The following is a 20,813-nucleotide window of genomic DNA, read 5'->3' as shown; positions in this document are numbered from 1 at the left end:
GACGCGTGCATGCCGCGTCGATGCCCGGCTTGCTATAGTGCGCGCGCCCTCAATCCATCACGGATTCGTTCCACATGCCCAACTTCCGTCCGCTTGCCATCGCCCTGGGCATCAGCCTGGCGACCCTGGTCCCGACCCACGACGCGTTCGCTGCCAAGAAAAAGGCTGCGCGTGCCCCGGCTGTCAGTGCCCAGTGCAGCGACTTCTATGACGCCACCAATGCAGGCTGGCTGAAGGCCAACCCGGTGCCGCAGACCGGCGCCACCACCGCGCTGGGCCAGCTTGTCGACCGCAGCCGCCAGCAGCAGCGTGAACTGCTCGACGCCGCGATGAAGGCGCCGCAGGGCAACGTGCAGAAACTGCTGGGTGACTTCTGGGCCAGCGGCCTGGACGAAGCCGCCGTGGAAGCAGACGGCTCCAACCCGATCGCCCCGCTGCTGACCCGCATCAATGCCATCAAGAAGGCCAAGGATGTGCCGGCCTCGATCGCCGCACTGCACCAGGTCGGCATCCCGGTGGCATTCAACTTCGGCCCGGACGTGGACCTGAAGGCGCTGGACCGCCACATCGGCTACTTCATGCAGGGCGGCATGGGCCTGCCGGACCCGGCGTTCTATACCCGCAGCGACGCCGACACCGTGGCGCTGATGGGCCGCTACCGCAACTACGTCAAGCAGATCCTGGCGCTGACCGGCACCCCGGCTGCCAAGCTGGATGCCGAGTCGCAGGCGGTGATCGCGCTGGAAACCGAGCTGGCACGCAATGCGCAGTCGCTGGCCGGCATCAACAACCCGTTCAACAACTACGCGCCGATCTCCACCAAGGAGCTCAACAGCCGCTACCGCAACCTGCAGCTGGATGCCTTCCTGAAGGCACAGGGCGTGGATGACGACCTGGTCTCGCTGGCCGACCCGGGCCTGTTCAAGCAGCTCGACGGCATGGTCACCAAGCTCAAGCCGGACCAGTGGAAGGCCTACCTGCGCTGGCGCGTGGGCGACTCGATGGCACCGTACCTGTCCAAGGCCTATCGCGACGCCGAGTTCGAATTCCGCGGCCGCGTGCTGCGTGGCGAAACCCTGCCGCCGCAGCGCTGGGAAGATGTGCTGGAGGCGATCAACGTGGCCGCCGGCCCGATGGTCGGTCGCGAGTACGCTGCCCGTTACCTGTCCGCCGAAGATCGCCGCCAGGCGGCGTGGATCGTCGACAAGGTGCGCGAAGTGCAGATCGAGGCGGTCAAGAACAGCAGCTGGATGAGCGCCGAAGCCAAGACCGAAGCGCAGGCCAAGCTGGCCGCGCTGAAGATCGAGATCGGCACCCCGCTGCGCGACCTCGACTACAGCGTGCAGCCGATGGGCCGCGGCTCGTTCGGCGGCAACATGCTGATTGCTTCGACCTGGCGCCATCGCGAAGAAATGAAGCGCATCGGCAAGGGCAACGCCGACCGTCGCTGGGACGTGCTGCCGCAGCAGCCGTCGCTGGCCTACGACCTGGCGCAGAACCGCCTGATCGTCACCGCCGCGATCCTGCAGGGCCCGGTGTTCAACGCCAAGGCCGATGCTGCCGACAAGTTCGGCAGCTTCGGTGGCCTGGTCGGCCATGAGCTGACCCGCGCGATCGATGCCAAGGGCGCGCTGGTCGACGCTAAGGGCGAGCTGCGCAGCTGGTGGACCCCGGCCGACAAGACCGCCTGGACCCTGCTCGGCAGCCGCGTGGCCGCGCAGTACAGCGCCTACGACTTCCCGGGCGTGAAGGGTGCCAAGGTCAACGGCGCGCTCACCCAGGAAGAGAACCTGGCCGACATCGCCGGCCTGGAACTGGCCTGGGCGGCGTATGTCGCGCAGGAGCCGAAGGCCAAGCAAGCGCAGCAGCAGGGCTTCTTCCGCGCCTGGTCTGCACTGTGGGCGCAGCAGCTGGCGCCGAACGAGGCCGTGCGCCGCCTGACCGCTGACATCCGCGCACCGGGCCTGTGGCGCAGCAACGGCACGCTGGCCAACCTGCCGGCCTTCGGTGCTACTTTCAGCTGCAAGGCCGGCCAGCCGATGCAGCGCAGCGAAGCCGAGCAGATCAAGGTCTGGCGCTGATCATGCGGTTGTAGCGGCTGACCCGTCCTGCCATAGGTTGACACCGATGGGGTGGATGATCTGGCCGCCCTCAGGCGGCCAAAGACGCCCGATGCACCGCATCGGGCGTCTGCATTTTAAGGGACAGATGGGGTCGCTCCGCGTTATAGACCTCCACTGCCTCAGCCACCATCTGCCGGGCCTGTCCCAAGGTCCCGTGGGCGACGAAGCAGAAATTCTCCTTTGAGTATCCCGTTGATCCGTTCCGCCAGCGCCTTTTTGTAGGTCAGTTCCCCGCGCTCCACCTGGTCGACCACCGACAGCTTGAAGGCCAGCGAATAGTCCCGTTGGCTGCGCCTGATTGTTGATTTCATTGAACATTCCTTTTCCGTAGGGAAGAGGTGTCAACCCAATTCAGGACGGGGCAGGCAACAGGAAAAGGGCGCCTTCAGGGCGCCCTTTTCCTGTGCCAGTCACTCCAAAAAAAGGACCCCGGCAATGCCGGGGTCCCACTCATCTCATGGAGAGGTCGACACGCGACTACGATCAGAAGTCGTACGACGCACTGACACGGACCGAACGCGGTGCGCTGAAGTACGTGCCCATACCGTAGGTGTTCGACACAGTGTAGGGGGCATCCCCATATACCGCATCGGTCTGCACGGCACGACGCTGATTGAGCACATTGAAGACATCCAGACCGAATGCCAACTTGTGATCGGCAAACGCAGGGCGATACATCACCCCCAGATCCACGCGCGTGGTCCATGGCGTACGGCCGGCGTCACCCGGACGCGAAGGCGTGCCACCACAGTAGTGATACGCTGCATCGTAACCCAGAGGATCGCTTTCATCGGTGCCGTAGTAGCCCAGGCAGCTCTTCGGCATTCCAGACATGATACGCAGGGTCGCCGACGCTGACCACTCGTCATTGAACATGTATGCACCGTAGCCCTTCAGCTGGTGGCGTCGGTCGTTGGCGAGGTACCCGCCCGCGTATTCCATCAACGCCCCGGCGTCCCAGTCCTGCGTCTTGGATACATCATCCTGTCCGATGTCCGACTTCACCTGGCCCTCGGTATTGCCGAAGTTGCGCGACCAGGTGTAGTCCAGGCGGCCATACCACTTGTCACTCAGCGGGTGTTCGATGAACAGGTCCACAGCAATGTAGTCGCGCTTGGCCTTCTTGTTCCCGAAACCCCAGTCTGCCGAACTCATCCGTACCGGCGTATAGCCCGAGCCATCGGCATGCTTGAGCATGATCGTGTTCGTCTTGCCGGGATTGAAGATCACGCAACCCGGGATCACCAGATCGCTCGAATCAACGCCCATCGCGTCCAGCTTGTCGATGATACGATCCGAGTCACAGGTGTCGTCGATGGCCGACTGCAGGCGGCGATAGGTGAATTTGGCACCGGAGTTCCAGCGCTCACCCAGCGTCTTCTCGAAACCAAGAATGAGTTCGTCCTGATACTGCGACTTCAGGTCTGTTGGAGCTACCGACAGCGGATCCGGGGTCTGGCCATACTCGTTGTTGGACGACACCGGACCCGGGCCAAGCGCGGTGAGGCCCGTCGGAACACCGTTCTCATCAATGCCGTTGTAGGCAAAGTACTCGCGAGTGAAGGTCGATGCCGAAGCACCGCGAATAGCCACACTGTTCGGAAGTGCCAGGTAGTAGCGGCCGAGATTGGCAAACAACTTCAGCGACGAATCGCCGAACACGTCCCAGCTTGCACCAAGGCGCGGCGCCCACTGATCGCCACTCTCCACATAAGGCCTGGCATCACTGTTGTAGTTGGTGAACTTGTCGTTGCGCACGCCGATGGTCAGCAGCCAGTTCGGCGTGACTTGCCAGCGATCCTCCAGATAGTAGGCCTTCTGCTTGACCGACATGCTGGTGGTGGTGGAGAAGATGTACTTCTGCACGAAGTAGCCATCACCCGGCGGTGGCGCGATGTCAAAGCGCGGGCTCGGCGATTCGCCGGGCTCGACGCGTCCATAGATCCACGCGTAGCCGGGGCCCGTGACCTTCTGGCCTTCGTTGTGCCCCTGGTAGTACATGTTGTCGATACCACCGGTCAGCTCGTGGTCACCGATCCGATACTGCAGATCCAGTCGCAAGCCACGCGTCTTGCTGCCCGCATCTGCAGCCTTTTCATAGAGCTCAGGCTGGCTGTTGCGGATCGGACGTCCGCCCGTGATGGCGGGGTCCTGGTTACCCGGGGCACTGAGATAGGGGATACCGGACGAGGCCGGGTTGGATTCCAGGTTGCTCTGCTTGCTGCGTCCCCAGACCGCACTGAGGGTCAGGTCATCAGTCAGGTAGCCGGTGTACTTGAAAATATCGAAATCGTCCTTGACCTTCGTGGTATTCGGGAAGGTCCCGGTGCGATCGCCTTCGGTCAGGTCGTCGTACTCGAACGACCGGTAGTAGCCACCAGTGCGATCGGTGTTCTGCACACGGGTGTACTCAAGGGTATTGCTGTCGTTTATGTTCCAGTCGATCTTGCCGTAGAACTTCGGCGTGTCGATCGTGTAGTGGTTGCGAACCTGTTGCGAGGCCGCAGCACTGTTCGTCGACACGCCTTCCGTACGGTCCTTCTCGGCGGCCAAGTGGATGAACAGGCGATCCTCGATCAACGGGCCGCTGGCATAACCGCTGTACGTGGTGCGAGTCGCGGCATCGTCCTTACGATAGCGATAGAGGCTGCCACGCAGCGAATCCTTGGTATAGGCGTAGCCTGCGGGCAACTCGCGGTCCGGATACATCACCGTCGCCGCGGAGGCAGCCAACGAGTCGGGTGCCCACGTTGCCTGCACACCAAAATGCCATTCGTTGGTACCGCGCTTGCCCAGCTGATTGATCACGCCACCGGTAGATCGACCATAGCCGGCACCGTAGCCGCCCATGTAGGTTTCCTGCTGGTCGATCGAACCATAGGGCAGGCTGACACCACCGAGGTTGCTCAGCGGGTTGGACGCGTTGAAGCCGTTGAGGTAGTAGGCGTTCTCGGTAACGCTGGAGCCACCGAACGACAACACCGACCGCGAACCGTTGGTGAATGATCCACTGCCAGACACCACGCCCGGCGCCAGCAGCGCAATGGCTTCAGCGCTACGGCCCAGGGGCAGCACGTCGAGTTGCTCGGAGGTGATCACCGACTTGGAGACCGTGTTGCTGACGTCGATCTTCGGCACGTTGGCCGCAACCACGTTCACAGTGCCAAGCGTAGTCGCGCCGGCCGCACCGCCGCCAAACGACACCTCGGTACCGCCGCCGACCCTCAGCAGCACGTTCTCGCGACGCTCGACGATCTGGCCATCGCGCTGCTGGGTAATGGTGTACTTGCCTACCGGCAACGAACCGAGGTTGTAGCGTCCACTGCTGTCGACCGTCGCTGATCGGGTCAGGCCGGTGTCGCTCTGCACGACAATGGTGGTGCCGGCGGGGGCACTGCCGAACAGCGAGCCGGTGGTGCTCTGCGCGGCGGCTGCGCCAATGAATGAGGTCAGGACGACTGCGAGGGCGGTGCGCTTCAACCGTGCAACGTTGGTGCGGCTGGTCATGAAGTTTCCTTGATTCAGTGAGATCAGGCGTCTGTGGCAATTGCGCTGCAGCAAAGCGAAGGCCTTACGACAACTGAACCCGATCTTAATTTCATCAATCACGCATCCGCAACGGCAGATGAACAAATGTAACCATTTGATCTTGAAAGACAAATTTCGACACAATAGTGAAAATAATCCGCTTTTAATTTATCTTTCAGTCACTTGCAGCCATCTCCGGCCCTCCCCTGACGCGTCTTTACGTGCGAGTGTCAGCAGATGCCGGATTAACGGTCGACGTGCTATCGCTGGTATCTCCCCCGCTGCGGAGCCCACGCTGATGGCACACAAGAACACGATCTGTGTCTGGTACGACAACGGCGCGCTCGAGGCCGCCACCTTCTACGCCAGTATCCTGCCCGACAGCGCAGTAATTGCCGTACATCACGCACCGGGCGACTATCCCGACGGCAAGGAAGGCAACGTTCTGACCGTCGAATTCACCGTCTGCGGCATCCCCTGCGTCGGCCTCAACGGCGGCACCGCGTTCAAGCACAACGAAGCCTTCTCCTTCCAGATCCAGACCGAGGACCAGGCCGAGACCGACCGCCTGTGGAACGCGATCGTGGGCAATGGCGGCCAGGAGAGCCAATGCGGCTGGTGCAAGGACCGATGGGGCATCTCCTGGCAGATCAGCCCGCGCATGTTGATCGAAGCGGTGACCAGCAAGGACAAGGCACTGGCCAAGCGCGCCTTCAACGCGATGATGCCGATGAAGAAGATCGACATCGCCACCATCGAAGCAGCGATCAAAAAAGGGGACGGAGGGGATTAAGTCGTTTTTCCCCATTGCCGGTGACCCCATGCGAATTGCGACTTGATCCCCTCCGTCCCCTTTTCCCGAGGTGCTGATGTCCTGGGATGCAATCATCATCGGCGGTGGCCACAACGGGTTGGTCTGTGCAGCCTATCTGGCACGCGCCGGCAAGCAGGTGCTGGTGCTCGAACGGCGTGATGTGCTCGGCGGCGCCGCGGTCACCGAGGAGTTCCATCCCGGCTTCCGCAACTCGGTGGCGTCGTACACGGTGTCATTGCTGCAGCCGAAGGTGATCGACGACCTGCAGCTGCATGCGCATGGGCTGCGCATGGGCTGCGCATCGTCGCGCGCCCCGTCAACAACTTCCTGCCATTGCCGGACGGGCGCCACCTGTTGTCGGCGCCCGGCCGCACCCAAGCCGAGGTGGCGAAATTTTCCGAGCGGGATGCACAGCGCCTGCCCGCATATGAAGCGCGACTGGAGATTTTCGCCGACGTGCTGCGTGCGTGGGCCCTGCGTACACCACCGGACCTGGGCGTGGCGGGTGGTTGGCGCGCACTACCCGCACTGTGGCGGATGGGAAAGCTCGGCCGCGAACTGGCGGCGTTGGATGCGCCACTGCGACAGGAGCTGCTGGACCTGTTCACGCTGTCGGCGGCGGAGTACCTGGACCGCTGGTTCGAGAGCGAGCCGATCAAGGCGCTGTTCGGCTTCGATGGCATCGTCGGCAACTACGCCAGTCCGTACACGCCCGGCAGTGCCTACGTGTTGCTGCATCACGTGTTCGGCCAGTGCAATGGCGTGAAAGGTGCGTGGGGCCATGCGATCGGTGGCATGGGCGCGATCAGCCAGGCCATCGCCGCCGCTGCACGCGAGGCCGGTGCGGAACTGCGCGTGGATGCCGGCGTGCAACGGGTAGTGACCGAACAGGGCCGCGCCGTGGGGGTGGAACTGGCCAACGGCGAAACCCTGCGTGCACGCGCGGTGGTCGCCAACGTCAATCCGAAGCTGCTGTACGAACAGCTGCTGGAGCCGGCGCAGGTACCGGCTGCCACACGCGAGCGCATGGCGCAGTGGCGCTGTGGCTCGGGCACCTTCCGGATGAACGTGGCGCTGTCGCGGCTGCCGGACTTCCGCGCCCTGCCCGGCCCCGGCCCGCACCTGAGCGCGGGCATCATCCTGGCCCCCTGCCTGGACTACATGGATCGCGCGTGGCTGGATGCGCGGCGCGACGGCTGGTCGCGCGAACCGATCGTGGAGATGCTGATTCCCAGCACACTGGATGACTCACTGGCGCCAGCGGGGCAGCACGTCGCCAGCCTGTTCTGCCAGCACGTGGCGCCGGTGCTGCCCGACGGGCGTCACTGGGATGATCGTCGTGAAGCAGTGGCCGATCTGATGATCGCCACCGTTGAGCGGTATGCACCGGGTTTCGCTGACAGCGTGCTGGGCCGCCAGGTCCTGTCACCGCTGGATCTGGAGCGCACGTTCGGGCTGATCGGGGGCGACATCTTCCACGGTGCGCTCAGTGCCAACCAGTTGTTCTCGGCACGGCCGATGGTTGGCCAGGCCGGCTATCGCGGTGCCCTGCCCGGGTTGTATCTATGCGGGTCGGGTACCCATCCCGGTGGTGGCGTGACCGGCGCGCCAGGTCACAATGCGGCGCAGGTGGTGTTGCAGGATCTCTGAAGGCGTGCCGACCAACGGTCGGCACCTACCGCGTCAAATGATCCTGGCCAAGGTGTGCCAACCAAAGTTGGCACCTACCCGCGTGAAGCGAGGCGCATCGCGCCTCACTTCACGCTGCGCAGATGGTTCGGGCGCTTCGGCGGGCCGGGCGGGCCGGGCGGGCGACGCTTGTTGAATGGCGGCTGCCCGCGCCAGTAGCGGATCAGCAGCCAACCGAACAGCATGCCGCCCAGATGCGCGAAGTGGGCCACGCCCGGCTGCCAGCCGGTCATGCCCAGCACCAGCTCACCCACACCGAACAGGATCACGAAGGTCCGTGCCTTCATCGGGATCGGCGGGAACAGCAGCATCACCCGCTGGTTCGGGAACAGCATGCCGTAGGCCAGCAGCAGGCCGAACACGCCGCCGGAGGCGCCCAGCACCGTGGCCGGATTCTCCAGCAGGGTACCCACCAGCAGCTGGCAGACACCGGCGCCAGCCACGCACACCAGGTAGTACAGCAGGAAGCGCTTCTCGCCCCAGGTCTGCTCCAGCGGCGCGCCGAACATGAAGACCGCCAGCATGTTGAAGAACAGGTGGCCGAAGCTGCCATGCAGGAAGCCATAGGTCAGCAGCTGCCACGGCTGGAAGTTGCCGCCCGGCGAGAACGCATCGAAGCCCTGCTGCAGCGGTTGCAGCATGAACGGCTCGAAGGTCTGCATGCCGAGCAGGAACGGCTGCTGCAGCAGGAACAGGATCGCGTTGGCGATCAACAGGGCCTTGGTGACGGTAGGCAGTCGCGGGAACATGGGAGCACCGGCATGGAACGGCCTCCATCATAGCCGCAGCACCGTGTGTTGTTGGCGACCGGCAGGCGCAGCCTGTTCAGTCGCCAGCGGTGCTCAGCCCGGGCCCCACACGGCGGCATCCAGCGCCGCGGCCGGATCGGTGGCCGGCATCCGCACCCGGCCGTTCTCCACCACCACACCTTCGGCACGCAGCCGTTGTGACTGCTCGCGCCAACCAGCCGACCCTTCTTCCATGGCAATGCGCCCGTCCGAACGCAGCACGCGATGCCAGGGCAGGTCGGGATCGTCGTTCTGGCCGAGGATGCGCGCGGTCAAGCGCGCACGCCCCGGTAGGCCGGCACGCATCGCCACCTGGCCATAGCCCATCACCTGCCCCGCCGGGATCGCGCGGATCACCGCCAGGATGCGCGCCCGCGCCTGCTCCGGCGTCAGCGCCGCAGGCGGGTCACCAGTAGTACACCGATCAGCACCAGCACGGTGCCGGCGATCTGTGCCGGCCCCATCGGTTCGTCGAGCAGCCATAGGCTCATCACGATGGTGGAAACAGGGCCCAGCATACCGACCTGCGCGGCCAGCGACGAACCCACGCGCTGCACCGCCAGCATGATCGCCAGCACCGGCAGCACCGTGCACACGGTGGCATTGACCAGCGACAGCCACTGCACTGCTGCCGGCGCCTGCCACAGCAACGGCAGCGGGTGGGTCACCGCGAAGTGCAGCAGCACCAGCACGCTGGCCACGCAGCTGGCGTAGGCGGTCAACCGCACCGCGCCGATGCGTGCCACCACCTGCCCGCTGCCGAACAGGTACAGCGCGTAGCTGAGCGCACTGCCCAGCACCAGCAGGCTGCCGACGATGATCTGCCCGCCCTCGCGCTGCAGATCGTGGCCGAAGGCGAGCAGCACGCCCAGATAGCTCAGCACCAGCGCACCGATCTGCCAGCGGCCCGGCCGCTGCCGTGCCAGCAGCACGTTGATCAGCAGCACCAGGGTCGGGTTCAAGTAAAGAATCAGCCGCTCCAGGGTCACGCTGATGTACTGCAGGCCCTGGAAATCGAGCAGGCTGGACAGGTAGTAGCCGGTGAAGCCCAGCCACAGCACGCGGGCGCGGTCTGCCCAGGACAGCGGCTCTGCCCGGCGCGCAGCCCACAGTGCCATCAGCACGAACAGCGGCAGCGCCATCAGCATGCGCAGGGCGAGCAGCGTGGTGGCATCGACGCCGTGGCGCAGGCCGAGCTTGACGATGATGGCCTTGCCGGAGGCGGCGATGGCGCCGATCGCGGCCAGGCCGATACCCCCCAGCGCGATGCGCGGGGAAGCGGTGGCGATACGGGAAGCGGGGCTGGACATCAGGACGACGGCGGGCCGCATGGAGCGGCCCGGAAACGCATGGGGGCGCCCAGTATCGCATGGGGGCGCCAGGTGCCCTGTAGAGCCGAGCCTGCGCTCGGCTGCACCATGTCTGCACGGAATGCAGCCGAGCATAGGCTCGGCTCTACAACCGCCCAGGTCAGCGCATCAGCACCACTTCCTCGGCCGAGGTCGGGTGGATCGCCACGGTGTCGTCGAACTGGGCCTTGGTCGCGCCCATCTTCACCGCAACCGCGAAGCCCTGCAGGATCTCGTCGGCCGCTTCGCCCAGAAGGTGGATGCCCACCACCCGCTCTTCCGGACCAGCACAGACCATCTTGAACAGGCTGCGCTGGGTGCCGTTGGCCAGCGCCTGCAGCATCGGGCGGAAACGGCTGTGATACACACTCACCTGATCGAAACGGGCGCGCGCCTCTTCTTCGCTCATGCCCACCGCGCCCAGCGGCGGATGCGAGAACACCACGCTGGCCACGTTCTCATAATCCATCTTCGACTGCGGCCGGCCACCGAACAGGCGGTCCATCAGCCGCCGCGACGCGGCCACCGCCACCGGGGTCAGGCCAACCTTGCCGGCGATGTCACCCACCGCATGCACGTTCGGCACGCTGGTGGTCTGCCATTCGTCCACCTCCACCTGCTGGTGCTCACCGATGCCGATGCCGAGCGCTTCCAGGCCGAGGTCACGGCTGTTGCCGCGCCGGCCGGTGGCAAAGAACACCGCGTCGAACACGCTGTCGAGCGGGCCATCATGGCCGAATGCACGCACACGCTCGCCATCGCGCTGCAGTTCGCGCAGGCGATAGCCGAAATGGATGCGCACGCCCTGTTGCTTGAGGTTTTCGGCCAACTGATCAGTCAGCTCGTAGTCGAAGCGCTCCAACAGGCGCTTGCCGCGCACCAGCAGGCTGACCTTGCTGCCCAGTGCCTGCAGCAGGCCGGCCAGCTCCACCGCGATGTAGCCGCCACCGATGATCGCCACCTCGGCAGGTGCCGCGCGCAGATCGAAGAAATCATCGGAGACCAGACCCAGTTCCGCGCCGGGAATGTCGGGCCGCAGCGGGTGCGCGCCGGTGGCGATCAGGATGTGCTCGGCGCTGTAACGCACACCATCGCTGCAGGCCACGGTGTGCGCATCGAGCAGATGACCGCGCGCCGGAATGCGCACCACGCCGGTTTCGTCCAGGCGCTTGTGGTAGCTGGTGTGGATGTTGCTGATATAGGCCTGGCGATGGATCACTAGTTCCTTCCACGACAGCGCCGGGCGCGCTTCGACATCGAAGCCCATCGCACTGGCCAGGCCGATGCGCTCGTGCAGGTCGGCCGCCAGCCACATGGCTTTCTTCGGCACGCAGCCGACATTGACGCAGGTTCCGCCCAGTTCGCCAGGCTCCAGCATCGCCACGCGCTTGCCGTGCTGCGCGGCGCGGATCGCGCCAGCCAGGCCGGCGGAACCGCCGCCAAGGACGATCAGGTCGTAATCATAGGGTGCAGTGCTCATCGGAATCGCTCGGGTCGGTAAGGGGCAGGATCGATCGCCGGCGTGCGGCCGCAGACGAGATCGGCGATCAGCTGGCCGGTGCCGGCGCTCATGCTGATGCCGAGCATGCCATGCCCCGCTGCAAGCCAGACGTGAGGATGTGCGGGCGCGCGGCCGATCAACGGCACATCGTCCACGCTCATGGGACGCCAACCGCACCACTGCTCCTGCAGCTGCGCACCACGCGGCGCGCGCAGGTAGTGGTCGGCAGCGTGCTGCAGGGCCTGCAGGCGGGTCGTGCGCAGCTGCGGGTCGGCACCGGCGAATTCCATGGTGCCGCCCAGTCGCAGTGCTTCACGCCAGGCAATCACGAACACGGAATGGTCCTTCAGCACGACTGGGCGCTGCGGCACCTGCGCCGGTCGCGACCAGGTCAGCGAATAGCCCTTGCCGGGCTGGATCGGCACGCGCAGATCCAGTTGCCGTGCCCAGCGCGGTGACCACGGCCCGGTCGCCAGCACCAGCTCGCGTGCGTGCAGCGTGCGTTCGCCGACGTGCACGCGCACACCCTGCGCGTCGGCGCTGAAATCCCGCATGTCCGAGTGCTCTTCGATCACCACGCCCTGTGCGCGCAGCACGCGCGCCAGTTCGGCGGTGTAGCGGTCCGGACGCAGCTGCGCATCGCCGGGGAAGTGGATCGCACCGGCAAGGCGATCATGGAACGCTGGATTGTCGCGCGCGTAGTCGGCCCCATCGATGCGCACCGTGGCGATGCCCTGCGCGTTCAGCGCCTCACACTCGGCTGCATGGTGATCGAAATTGCGGGCGTCACCGAACACATAGTCCAGACCGCGCGCCTCGAACTCGCAGTCCAGCGCATGCGTCCGCACCCACTGCGCCAGGCGCAGCCGTGAATCATTCAACAGTGCGCCGCGTGCCCGCGTGGAGTGCAGCCAGTCACGCGCGTTGCAGCGCGCCCCGAACTGCAGCAGCCAGCGCCACAATGCAGGGTCGAGGCGTGTACGGACGTACAGCGGCGCACGCGGATCGAGCATCCAGCGCAGCGCCCGTAACGGCACACCAGGCGCTGCCAGCGGTGGCGCGTGGCTGGGGGTGATGGTGCCGCAGTTGCCATGCGAAGTCGCCGCACCCACGCGTCCCCGCTCGATCATACGGACCTGCCGGCCGTTCGCGCACAGCGCAAGCGCGGTGGCCAGGCCGATGGCACCGGCGCCCACCACGATCACATCCTCGCGCGCGCCCTGCATCGATCAGCCCTGCCCGGCCTCGCGCCGCATCGGCGGCCACTGCCGGTAGGTCATCGCGCGCCACAACCATTCCATCGGGCCAAAGCGGAAGCGGCGCAACCAGACGTGTGAAAGGGCCACCTGCACGGCAAACAACAGCAGTGCGAACAGCAGCTGCACGCTGCGTGGCATCATTTCGAACGCGCCCAGGCCGTAGTGGTAGAACACCCAGGTGCACAGCAGCGACTGGCCCAGGTAGTGGGTCAACGCCATGCGCCCGACCGGTGCCAGCCAGGCCAACCGCGCACGCCAATGCACGATCCACGCCAGGTAGCCCAGGCACATCGGCAGGCCACCGATCGTCACCAGTGCCATTGCGGCTGTCACCGGCAGATTGTAGGCACCCGGTGCAAGGTAGGGTTTCCAGGCAACACCGATCAACGTGACCAGCAGGCCCAGCGGCAACGCAATCCAGCGCAGCGTCGCGTACAGCCGCGGGAAGCGCTCCGGCGCCGCCAGCGCGCCACTGCCGGCAAACCAGCTGCCGATCAGGAACATGCCCAGCACCTCCGGGCCGGTGATCAGCAGCGCGCCCATCGACGTGCCGAACTCGCTCAGCCGCTGCGCATTGGCCTGCATCCAGCTGCCGTGCCCGTACACCAGGCGCTGCAGCTCGATGCTCTGCTGCGCGTCGGCGAGCATCTTCTGTACGTCTTCCGTCGAAGCCATCGACACCATCGCGCCCACCAGCAGCATCATCGCTATACCGCCGAGGTACACCGTCACGCCCATCCACGGCAGCCAGCTGCGCGGCGCCTCGCGGCAGGCCAGCAGCGGCAACGAGACCAGCGCGTACATCACCAGGATGTCGCCGGACCAGACCAGCAGCGCGTGGCACAGGCCGATCAGCAACAGGCCAGCGCTGCGGCGCAGGTAGAACGGGGTGAAGTCGCGCCCGGCGGCCTCGGCGCGCTGCGCCATCACCGCGAAGCCGGCGCCGAACAGCAGCGAGAACAGGGTGAAGAACTTGCCCTGCACGAACACGTACACAAAGGCATCGGCCCAGTAGTCGATGCCCTGCCAGTGCACGTCGATGCCAGTGAAAGCCAGGTCCAGCGGTCCGCTGAAGGCCTCGATGTTCATCAGCAGGATGCCCAGCAACGCCGCACCGCGCAGCACGTCCAGTATGGCGATGCGTTCGCCGGAAGCCATCGGCTGCAGGGAAGGAGAAGCGGCGTTCACGGGGCATCCGTCAGGCAGGTCCGCCATTATGCCGTCGGCCCACACGCCATGGATGGCCGCGTCGTGTTCCAGAAACGCAACGGCCCGCCGAAGCGGGCCGTTGCTGCCATCACGATCGCGCTGCGATCAGTGGTGGTGGCCGCCGTCGCCGTGGACGTGGCCGTGGTCGATCTCTTCCTTGCCGGCTTCACGCACGTCAACGATTTCGACGTCGAAATGCAGGTCCTTGCCAGCCATCGGGTGGTTCAGGTCGACGTCGACGACGCTCATGCCGACCTTCTGCACGGTCACCGCACGCGGGCCGAAGTTGGTCTGCAGCACGACCTGCTGGCCCGGGGCCAGCTTGGTGTTGCCGAAGTGCTTCTTCGGCACGCGCTGGGACAGGCCCTCGCGGCGCTCGCCGTAGGCATCAGCGGCAGTGACGTCGACGCTGAAGGTCGCGCCGGCTTCCTTGTCCATCATGGCGTTTTCCAGGCCCGGGATGATGTTGCCGTGGCCGATCAGGATCGCCAGCGGCTCGCCGCGGTCCTTGGACGATTCGATCGGCTCCTGGCCGACTTCGGAAACGGTGTAGTGGAAGCGGACAACGCGGTCTTTTTCGATCTTCATGCGCAACTCTGTCTGGATCTGCCGAAGGCAGGCGGGTTGGGGCGGGTTGTCGCCCGGCGGGGACGCCGCCATCATGACGGCCAATCCAAGGTGGCGCATTATCCGGAGATCATGCACATCACGCCAGTTTCGTCCGGCCAGCGCCGGTTTCTCGCCCCGGCCCTGCTGCTGGCCCTGCCCCTGTTGATGACCGCCTGTGGCGGTGGCAAGGCCACCCGCCCGGCCCCGCCCCCGCCCACGGCGAACTGGCCAAAGACCGTGCCGGACAACCCCGAGGCGGCCAACTCGGTGCTGATGCGCGCCATCAGCCTGGTCGGCACGCCCTACCGCTATGGCGGCAACACCCCGGATTCGGGCTTCGACTGCAGCGGCCTGGTCGCCTATGTCTATCGCGAGATGCTGGACCTGCGGCTGCCGCGCACCTCGCGCGACCTGGCGGCGGTACAGGGCCCGAAGATCGACCCGCAGCGCCTGGCCACCGGAGACCTGGTGTTCTTCGGCAGCCGCGGCAGCGTCACCCATGTCGGTATCTATGTGGGTGAAGGGCGCTTCGTGCACGCGCCGAGCACCGGCGGCACGGTACGCCTCGACTCGCTCAGCGGTCCCTACTGGAAGGACCACTACACAGGGGCGAAACGCGTCCTTCGCTAAAATGAACAGGTGATATGTTTAAAACTGTGACGTCCATCACCACGAAACTAACGGTTTACTAACGGAATTTTTAACTTATTGCCGCGTTTACAGGGCATGATGCCCCATCGTTTTTTTCCTGTGACCGACGCGTGACGACTGACGACCTGAAAAGCGAAGGCCAGACTTCCGTATCTTCACGTAGTGCCCGCCCGCTGTTGCTTGGCCTGGCACTCTGTCTGACCAGCCTTCCGGCCTGGTCGCAGACTGCTCCGAATCGTTCCGATGTGACCCCGGCCCCGGTGGCCGAGAGCACCGCCCGACCGGCCACCAAGGCCGAGGCCGCTGCTCCGCAGCGCAGCCGCGTCGATGCCGCCGCCAGTGCCACGCTGGCCGCCCTGCTGCCGCACCTGGCCGCCAATGACACCATTCCGCTGATGGACCGCTCGGCCGTGGTGGCGGGCGATCTCAGCCGCCTGCTCGCCAACTACGACACCAGCAGCGCCGCCAATGGCAGCGTTGTCGGCACCGCCGCCGATAACGGCAAGGTGCAGTCGCTGCTGCGCCGAGCGATGACCCTGCTGGGCACCCCGTACCGTTGGGGTGGCAGCAACCCGGACAGCGGCTTCGACTGCAGCGGCCTGGTCGGCTACGTGTTCCGCTCGGCGCTGGGCATCGAGCTGCCGCGCGTCTCGCGCGAGATGGCCCACGATGACAACGCCGAGCTGATCAACGACCGCACTGCGCTCGCCGCCGGTGACCTGGTGTTCTTCGGCCGCAAGGGCCGCGTCGACCACGTCGGCATCTATGTCGGTGACGGCCGCTTCCTGCACGCACCGAGCTCGGGCAAGGACGTCCGCGTGGACACCCTGCTCAGTGGTTACTGGGGCAACAAGTTCATGCAGGCCCGCCGGGTCGACCTCTGACCCGCTGGCGCTACGGCGCCGCCTGAAAGACAAAAAGCCGCTGCCCCGCAGCGGCTTTTTTGTTTGCGCCCCCGGTAGGTGCCGACCTTGGTCGGCATCGCGCCGCCTGCCCTGGTGGGTGCCGACCGTTTGTCGGCACTGCCTCCATCCACGCATGGCGTGGATCTACCAGGACCCGCCTTGGCCGCCACCGCGCCAACCAGCTCCCAAACAAAAGGCCCGCCGGGTCAGGGCGGGCCTTTTACATCTCCACGCAACCTCAGGCGCGTGGCGGTGTCGGGTCTGGATCGTCCACCCCGACATTGCTGGACGGATTGTCATACACCGCCTGATCGAGCAGCCCGGTCTCCTTGGCCACGATCACCGGCACCAGCATCTGGCCCGTCACGTTCGTCATCGTGCGCATCATGTCCAGGATGCGGTCGATGGCATACAGGTAGCCGATGGTCTCCAGCGGCAGGTTGGCCGCGCTCAGCACCACCGTGGCCATGATCACCGCAGTACCCGGCACGCCGGCGGTACCGAAGCTGCCCAGCACCGAGGCGATCAACACCACCACATACTGTTCCGGGGTCAGCGGCACACCGCTGTACTGCGAGATGAACACCGCGCACAGCGCCGGGTAGATCGCGCCGCAGCCATCCATCTTGATGCTGGCGCCCAGCGGCACCGCGAACGAACCGTAGTCCTTGTTCACACCCAGGTTGTGGGTGATCGAACGCAGCGCCACCGGCATCGCGGCGAAGCTGGACGAGCTGACAAACGCCACCTGCATGCCCGGCGCGGCGCCACGGAAGAACTTCAGTGGGTTCAGGCCGTGCGCCAGCAGCAGCGCGCTGTAGACCACCACGATGTGCAGGGCGCAGGCCACGTACAGGGCCAGCACGAAATGCCCCAGCGGCAGCAGCTTCTCGAAGCCGTAGCTGCCGACCAGGCCAGCGATCAGGCCGAAGGTGCCGATCGGGGTGACTTCCAGCACGAAGCGGGTCACCTGGATCATGATGTCGCTCATCTGGCCGACCAGCTTGCGCGCCTCGGTCACCTTCTCGCCCAGCTTGACGATGGCGAAACCGACCAGACCAGCAAAGAAGATCACCGGCAGGATCGAGCCACGGCCCGCGGCCAGCACGGTTTCACCGGCGGCGTTGACCTTGGTGCCGATGCCGGACAGCGCGTAGAAGACATTGGCCGGCACCACATCCAGCAGCACCTGCACCACGCTGGGCACTTCACGCGGCACGTAGTTGCTGGCCATCGTCAGTTGCAGGCCACCGGCGCCGGGCTGCAGCACGGTGCCCACGCCCAGACCGACGCACACCGCCAGCGCAGCGGTGATCACGAACCACAGGAAGGTGCGGCCACTGAGCGCGGCGACCGATTTCTGGCCGTGCAGCGACGAGATCGCGTTGATGACCGCGAAGAACACCAGCGGCACCGCGATCATCTTGATCAGGGTGACGTACAGCTCGCCGAGCGGGCCGAACCACGTTTCCGCGGCCGGGCCGAGCGCCCAGCCGGCCAGCGCGCCGAGCACGAAGCCACCGACCACGCGCTGCCAGAATGGAATCCGCAGCCAGGCAGAGACCAGCTTCATAGGCAATCCAGAGGGGAAGGAAGGGATGCTGGCACGATAGCCCAAGGCGGCCCGCAGAACGACCGCCCGGCCGGCAAATCAGTGTGTCATCGGCGTGCCTTGCGAGGGCGGGCATAATGAACGTCCCGTTACAGTTTGTGAGATCCCAGCGTCCATGCGCCGTTCCGTCTCCCTGTTGGCCGCCTGCGCCACCACCCTGCTGCTGGGCGCCTGCGCCAGCACCGCCCCCGCGTCCGCTCCGGCCGGCCTGAAGGTCGCCGTCGATCCCGTTACCCACCCGGCCGGCGAGACGCCGCAGTGGTGGTACCGCAGCGGCGCGGCCCAGGCCGCGGCGAACGGTGCGATGTCCGGCAAGGCCAGGAACGTCATCCTGTTCCTCGGTGACGGCATGAGCCTGACCACGGTGGCCGCCTCGCGCATCTACGAAGGCCAGCAGAAGGGTGGCTCGGGCGAAGAGAACCTGCTGTCCTGGGAACGCTTCCCGGCCACGGCGTTCAGCAAGACCTACAACACCGATTCGCAGACCCCTGATTCGGCCGGCACCATGACCGCCATCACCACCGGCGTGAAGACCCACATGGGCGCGATCGGCGTCAGCGCCGGCAGCCGCACCGACTGCGCCGACAGCCTGTCCAAGGGCCTGCTGACCTGGCTGCAGCTGGCCGACAGCGCCGGCCTGGCCACGGGCGTGGTGTCCACCGCACGCCTGACCCATGCCACCCCGGCCGCCACCTATGCACATTCACCCGAGCGCAACTGGGAAAACGACACCGACCTGACTGAAGCGGCCAAGGCGGCAGGCTGCAAGGACATCGCCCAGCAGCTGCTGTCGACCTCGCGCTATGGCCGCGGCCCGCTGGTCGCCCTCGGCGGTGGCCGCGGAGAATTCACCACCGTGGAAGAGCGCGATCCGGAGTACGACGACAAGGTCGGCCAGCGCCTGGACGGCCGCAGCCTGGTGCAGGAATGGCAGCAGGCCCATCCGCAGGGCGCCTACGTCTGGAACAGCAAGCAGCTGGCCGCCGCCGCCAATGCGCCGGCCATCCTTGGCCTGTTCGAGCCGGACCACATGCGCTACGAGTACGAGCGCCCGCAGGATCCGGGCGGTGAGCCGAGCCTGGCCGAACTGACGGCTGCGGCGATCAGGAATCTGTCGAAGCACCAGGAAGGCTACGTACTGATGATCGAAGGCGCGCGCATCGACCACGCCAACCACAGCGGCAACGCCTACCGTGCACTGACCGAGACCGTGGCCCTGTCCGATGCAGTGCGCGTGGCCAACGAACTGACCTCGGCCGACGACACCCTGATCATCGTCACCGCCGACCACTCGCACACGCTGAACTTCGTCGGCTACCCGGCACGCGGCAACCCGATCCTGGGCAAGGTGAAGGACAAGGGTGGCGAAGATGGCGCCGGCAAGCTGGATTACGCGCTGGACGGCACCGGCCAGCCGTACACCACGTTGAGCTACGCCAATGGCCCGGGCCATACCGGCAGCAGCAACCAGCAGCCGGCCGGCCCGAAGCGCTACCCGCACAACCCGAGCAGCTTCGAACCGGCCAACGGCCGCCCGAACCTGCGCGAGGTCGACACCGAGCATCCGGACTACATGCAGGAAGCACTGGTGCCGATGAAGTCCGAGTCGCACGGCGGCGAAGACGTCGGCATCTGGGCACGCGGCCCGGGCAGCAAGGCGATCCGCGGCACGCTGGAACAGAACGCGATCTACCACATGATCGTGCAGGCCACCCCGGCCCTGCGCGAGCGCCTGTGCCAGGCCGGCACCTGCGATGACAAGGGCGTGCCGGTGCAGCTGCCGGCGCCGACGGCCTTCGAACGCAAGGCCGAGGCCAAGTGATCGCCCTGCAGGCCCGCCCTGCGCCTGCCAGCGGCCGCTTCGCGCGGTCGCTGGCCCTGCTCGGCGTGCTGGCCAGTGCCAACGCGCTGGCGCAGGCACCGGCGTGCAAGCTGCTGACCGACGAACACGGGTTGTGGCCGCTGCCCAACTGCGAAGTGGTCGACCACCGGCCGAAGATCCAGCCGGACACCCTGAAAGACCTGAACTTTGATGACCACGGCCTGGCCGTGGTGTATGCCGACCAGGGTTTCCACTACGTCGACCGCAAGGGCCGCAGCCTGCCGGTGCTGACTTGGGACAACGGCCCGGAGATGCCGGAAGAAGGCCTGCTGCGCGGCCGCGTCGGTAATCGCGTGGGCTACTTCGATCTGACATTCCGCCAGGTGGTGCCCGGCACCTTCGATTTCGCCTGGCCGTTCCGCGACGGCGTGGCCGAGGTCTGCAACGGCTGCCGTCGCGGCACGCCGGATGCCGATGGCCACACGCCGATGGAAGGCGGAGAGTGGTTCCGGATCGACCGCTCGGGTCGTCGGGTGAACTAGGGGTTTTCGGCAGGGCTGCGCCCTGCACCTGCAGACGCAACGGCAACGGCCGAAGCAACAGCAACAGCGTGCATTTCGTGGGATGGCGGGGCACTGTGGGTTTGCGGGGACGGCGCAAGTACGTCCATGTAGCCTTGGTCGCCGCATCCATGCGGCTCACACCCCGCAAACCCACAGTGCCCCGCCTTCGACAGTTTTCCGGTGGCCAGTAGATCCACGCCATGCGTGGATCAGATCTGTCAGATATCGAATTGAATCCGGGGTCAGATCCGTTTTCCACAGGAAAACGGATCTGACCTCAAGAGCAATTCCGACAGTTCGCAGGAAACTGTCGAAGGCGGGGTGGGTCCGGTTGCGGGGGCGTGAGCCGCATGGATGCGGCGACCGAGCTTACATGGACGTACTTGCAGCG

The 20,813-nt window shown here is 65.8% G+C and carries 15 protein-coding genes and 2 pseudogenes; 7 read left to right on the top strand and 10 right to left on the bottom strand.

Translation table 11 applies throughout. The features are described from left to right. Positions 1-74: 74 nt before the first annotated feature. Positions 75-2,081, top strand: a complete 2,007-nt coding sequence (locus AC5P8D_RS00085) for a M13 family metallopeptidase (protein WP_312719712.1) — start codon at positions 75-77, stop codon at positions 2,079-2,081. Positions 2,082-2,151: 70 nt separating this feature from the next. On the opposite strand, the pseudogene AC5P8D_RS00080 reads toward AC5P8D_RS00085, so the two are convergent. Both AC5P8D_RS00080 and AC5P8D_RS00075 read right to left on the bottom strand, forming a co-directional pair. Continuing rightward, positions 2,152-2,344 (bottom strand): annotated as a pseudogene (locus tag AC5P8D_RS00080) (integrase core domain-containing protein); the annotation flags it as partial. A gap of 262 nt (positions 2,345-2,606) precedes the next feature. Then, positions 2,607-5,630, bottom strand: coding sequence for a TonB-dependent receptor (locus tag AC5P8D_RS00075; RefSeq protein ID WP_049482146.1), 3,024 nt, complete (start codon positions 5,628-5,630; stop codon positions 2,607-2,609). Between the two features lie 319 nt (positions 5,631-5,949). On the opposite strand from AC5P8D_RS00075, the gene AC5P8D_RS00070 reads away from it, so the two are divergent. After that, positions 5,950-6,444 carry a VOC family protein gene (locus tag AC5P8D_RS00070; RefSeq protein WP_049482148.1) on the top strand — a complete coding sequence of 165 codons (495 nt, stop codon included), beginning with the start codon at positions 5,950-5,952 and terminating at the stop codon, positions 6,442-6,444. 76 nt (positions 6,445-6,520) lie between these two features. Beyond that, a pseudogene (locus AC5P8D_RS00065) lies at positions 6,521-8,115 on the top strand (phytoene desaturase family protein). A gap of 104 nt (positions 8,116-8,219) precedes the next feature. Here AC5P8D_RS00065 and AC5P8D_RS00060 read toward each other — a convergent pair. From AC5P8D_RS00060 to AC5P8D_RS00030, 7 genes are all read right to left on the bottom strand, one after another. Continuing rightward, positions 8,220-8,903 (bottom strand): rhomboid family intramembrane serine protease, encoded by a 684-nt coding sequence (locus AC5P8D_RS00060; protein ID WP_049482152.1) that lies wholly within the window; start codon positions 8,901-8,903, stop codon positions 8,220-8,222. A gap of 93 nt (positions 8,904-8,996) precedes the next feature. Beyond that, entirely contained in the window at positions 8,997-9,335 is a 339-nt protein-coding gene (locus AC5P8D_RS00055; RefSeq protein WP_224329410.1) for an MGMT family protein, read from the bottom strand. Beyond that, entirely contained in the window at positions 9,332-10,252 is a 921-nt protein-coding gene (locus AC5P8D_RS00050) for a DMT family transporter (RefSeq protein WP_414614933.1), read from the bottom strand. The genes AC5P8D_RS00055 and AC5P8D_RS00050 overlap by 4 nt, the downstream gene beginning before the upstream one ends. Before the next feature lie 160 nt (positions 10,253-10,412). After that, complete coding sequence (gorA, locus tag AC5P8D_RS00045) at positions 10,413-11,771, bottom strand: glutathione-disulfide reductase (RefSeq protein WP_414614934.1); 1,359 nt, start codon at positions 11,769-11,771, stop codon at positions 10,413-10,415. Beyond that, complete coding sequence (locus AC5P8D_RS00040) at positions 11,768-13,018, bottom strand: NAD(P)/FAD-dependent oxidoreductase (RefSeq protein ID WP_043401124.1); 1,251 nt, start codon at positions 13,016-13,018, stop codon at positions 11,768-11,770. The genes gorA and AC5P8D_RS00040 overlap by 4 nt, the downstream gene beginning before the upstream one ends. A gap of 3 nt (positions 13,019-13,021) precedes the next feature. Next, positions 13,022-14,266 (bottom strand): DUF418 domain-containing protein, encoded by a 1,245-nt coding sequence (locus tag AC5P8D_RS00035; protein ID WP_043401121.1) that lies wholly within the window; start codon positions 14,264-14,266, stop codon positions 13,022-13,024. A gap of 99 nt (positions 14,267-14,365) precedes the next feature. Further along, a complete protein-coding gene (locus AC5P8D_RS00030; protein ID WP_010482989.1) occupies positions 14,366-14,848 on the bottom strand; it encodes an FKBP-type peptidyl-prolyl cis-trans isomerase in 483 nt (160 codons plus the stop codon). A gap of 111 nt (positions 14,849-14,959) precedes the next feature. Here AC5P8D_RS00030 and AC5P8D_RS00025 point away from each other — a divergent pair, with 111 nt between their 5' ends. Then, complete coding sequence (locus AC5P8D_RS00025) at positions 14,960-15,499, top strand: C40 family peptidase (RefSeq protein ID WP_026347086.1); 540 nt, start codon at positions 14,960-14,962, stop codon at positions 15,497-15,499. 131 nt (positions 15,500-15,630) lie between these two features. Beyond that, positions 15,631-16,404, top strand: coding sequence for a C40 family peptidase (locus tag AC5P8D_RS00020; RefSeq protein ID WP_010482985.1), 774 nt, complete (start codon positions 15,631-15,633; stop codon positions 16,402-16,404). Positions 16,405-16,663: 259 nt separating this feature from the next. On the opposite strand, the gene AC5P8D_RS00015 is transcribed toward AC5P8D_RS00020, so the two are convergent. Beyond that, on the bottom strand, positions 16,664-17,998 hold the full coding sequence (locus tag AC5P8D_RS00015) for a dicarboxylate/amino acid:cation symporter (RefSeq protein ID WP_019338617.1): 1,335 nt from the start codon (positions 17,996-17,998) through the stop codon (positions 16,664-16,666). 154 nt (positions 17,999-18,152) lie between these two features. Here AC5P8D_RS00015 and AC5P8D_RS00010 point away from each other — a divergent pair, with 154 nt between their 5' ends. After that, on the top strand, positions 18,153-19,859 hold the full coding sequence (locus AC5P8D_RS00010; protein ID WP_057502494.1) for an alkaline phosphatase: 1,707 nt from the start codon (positions 18,153-18,155) through the stop codon (positions 19,857-19,859). Then, entirely contained in the window at positions 19,856-20,401 is a 546-nt protein-coding gene (locus tag AC5P8D_RS00005; protein WP_049454980.1) for a WG repeat-containing protein, read from the top strand. Before AC5P8D_RS00010 ends, AC5P8D_RS00005 begins: the two co-directional genes overlap by 4 nt. The last annotated feature ends 412 nt before the right edge of the window (positions 20,402-20,813 follow it).

Source organism: Stenotrophomonas sp. YJH_SMC_101-4, from assembly GCF_059370395.1.
The sequence above is the reverse complement of the archived record's forward strand: the minus strand, read 5'-3'. Positions and strand labels throughout refer to the sequence as shown.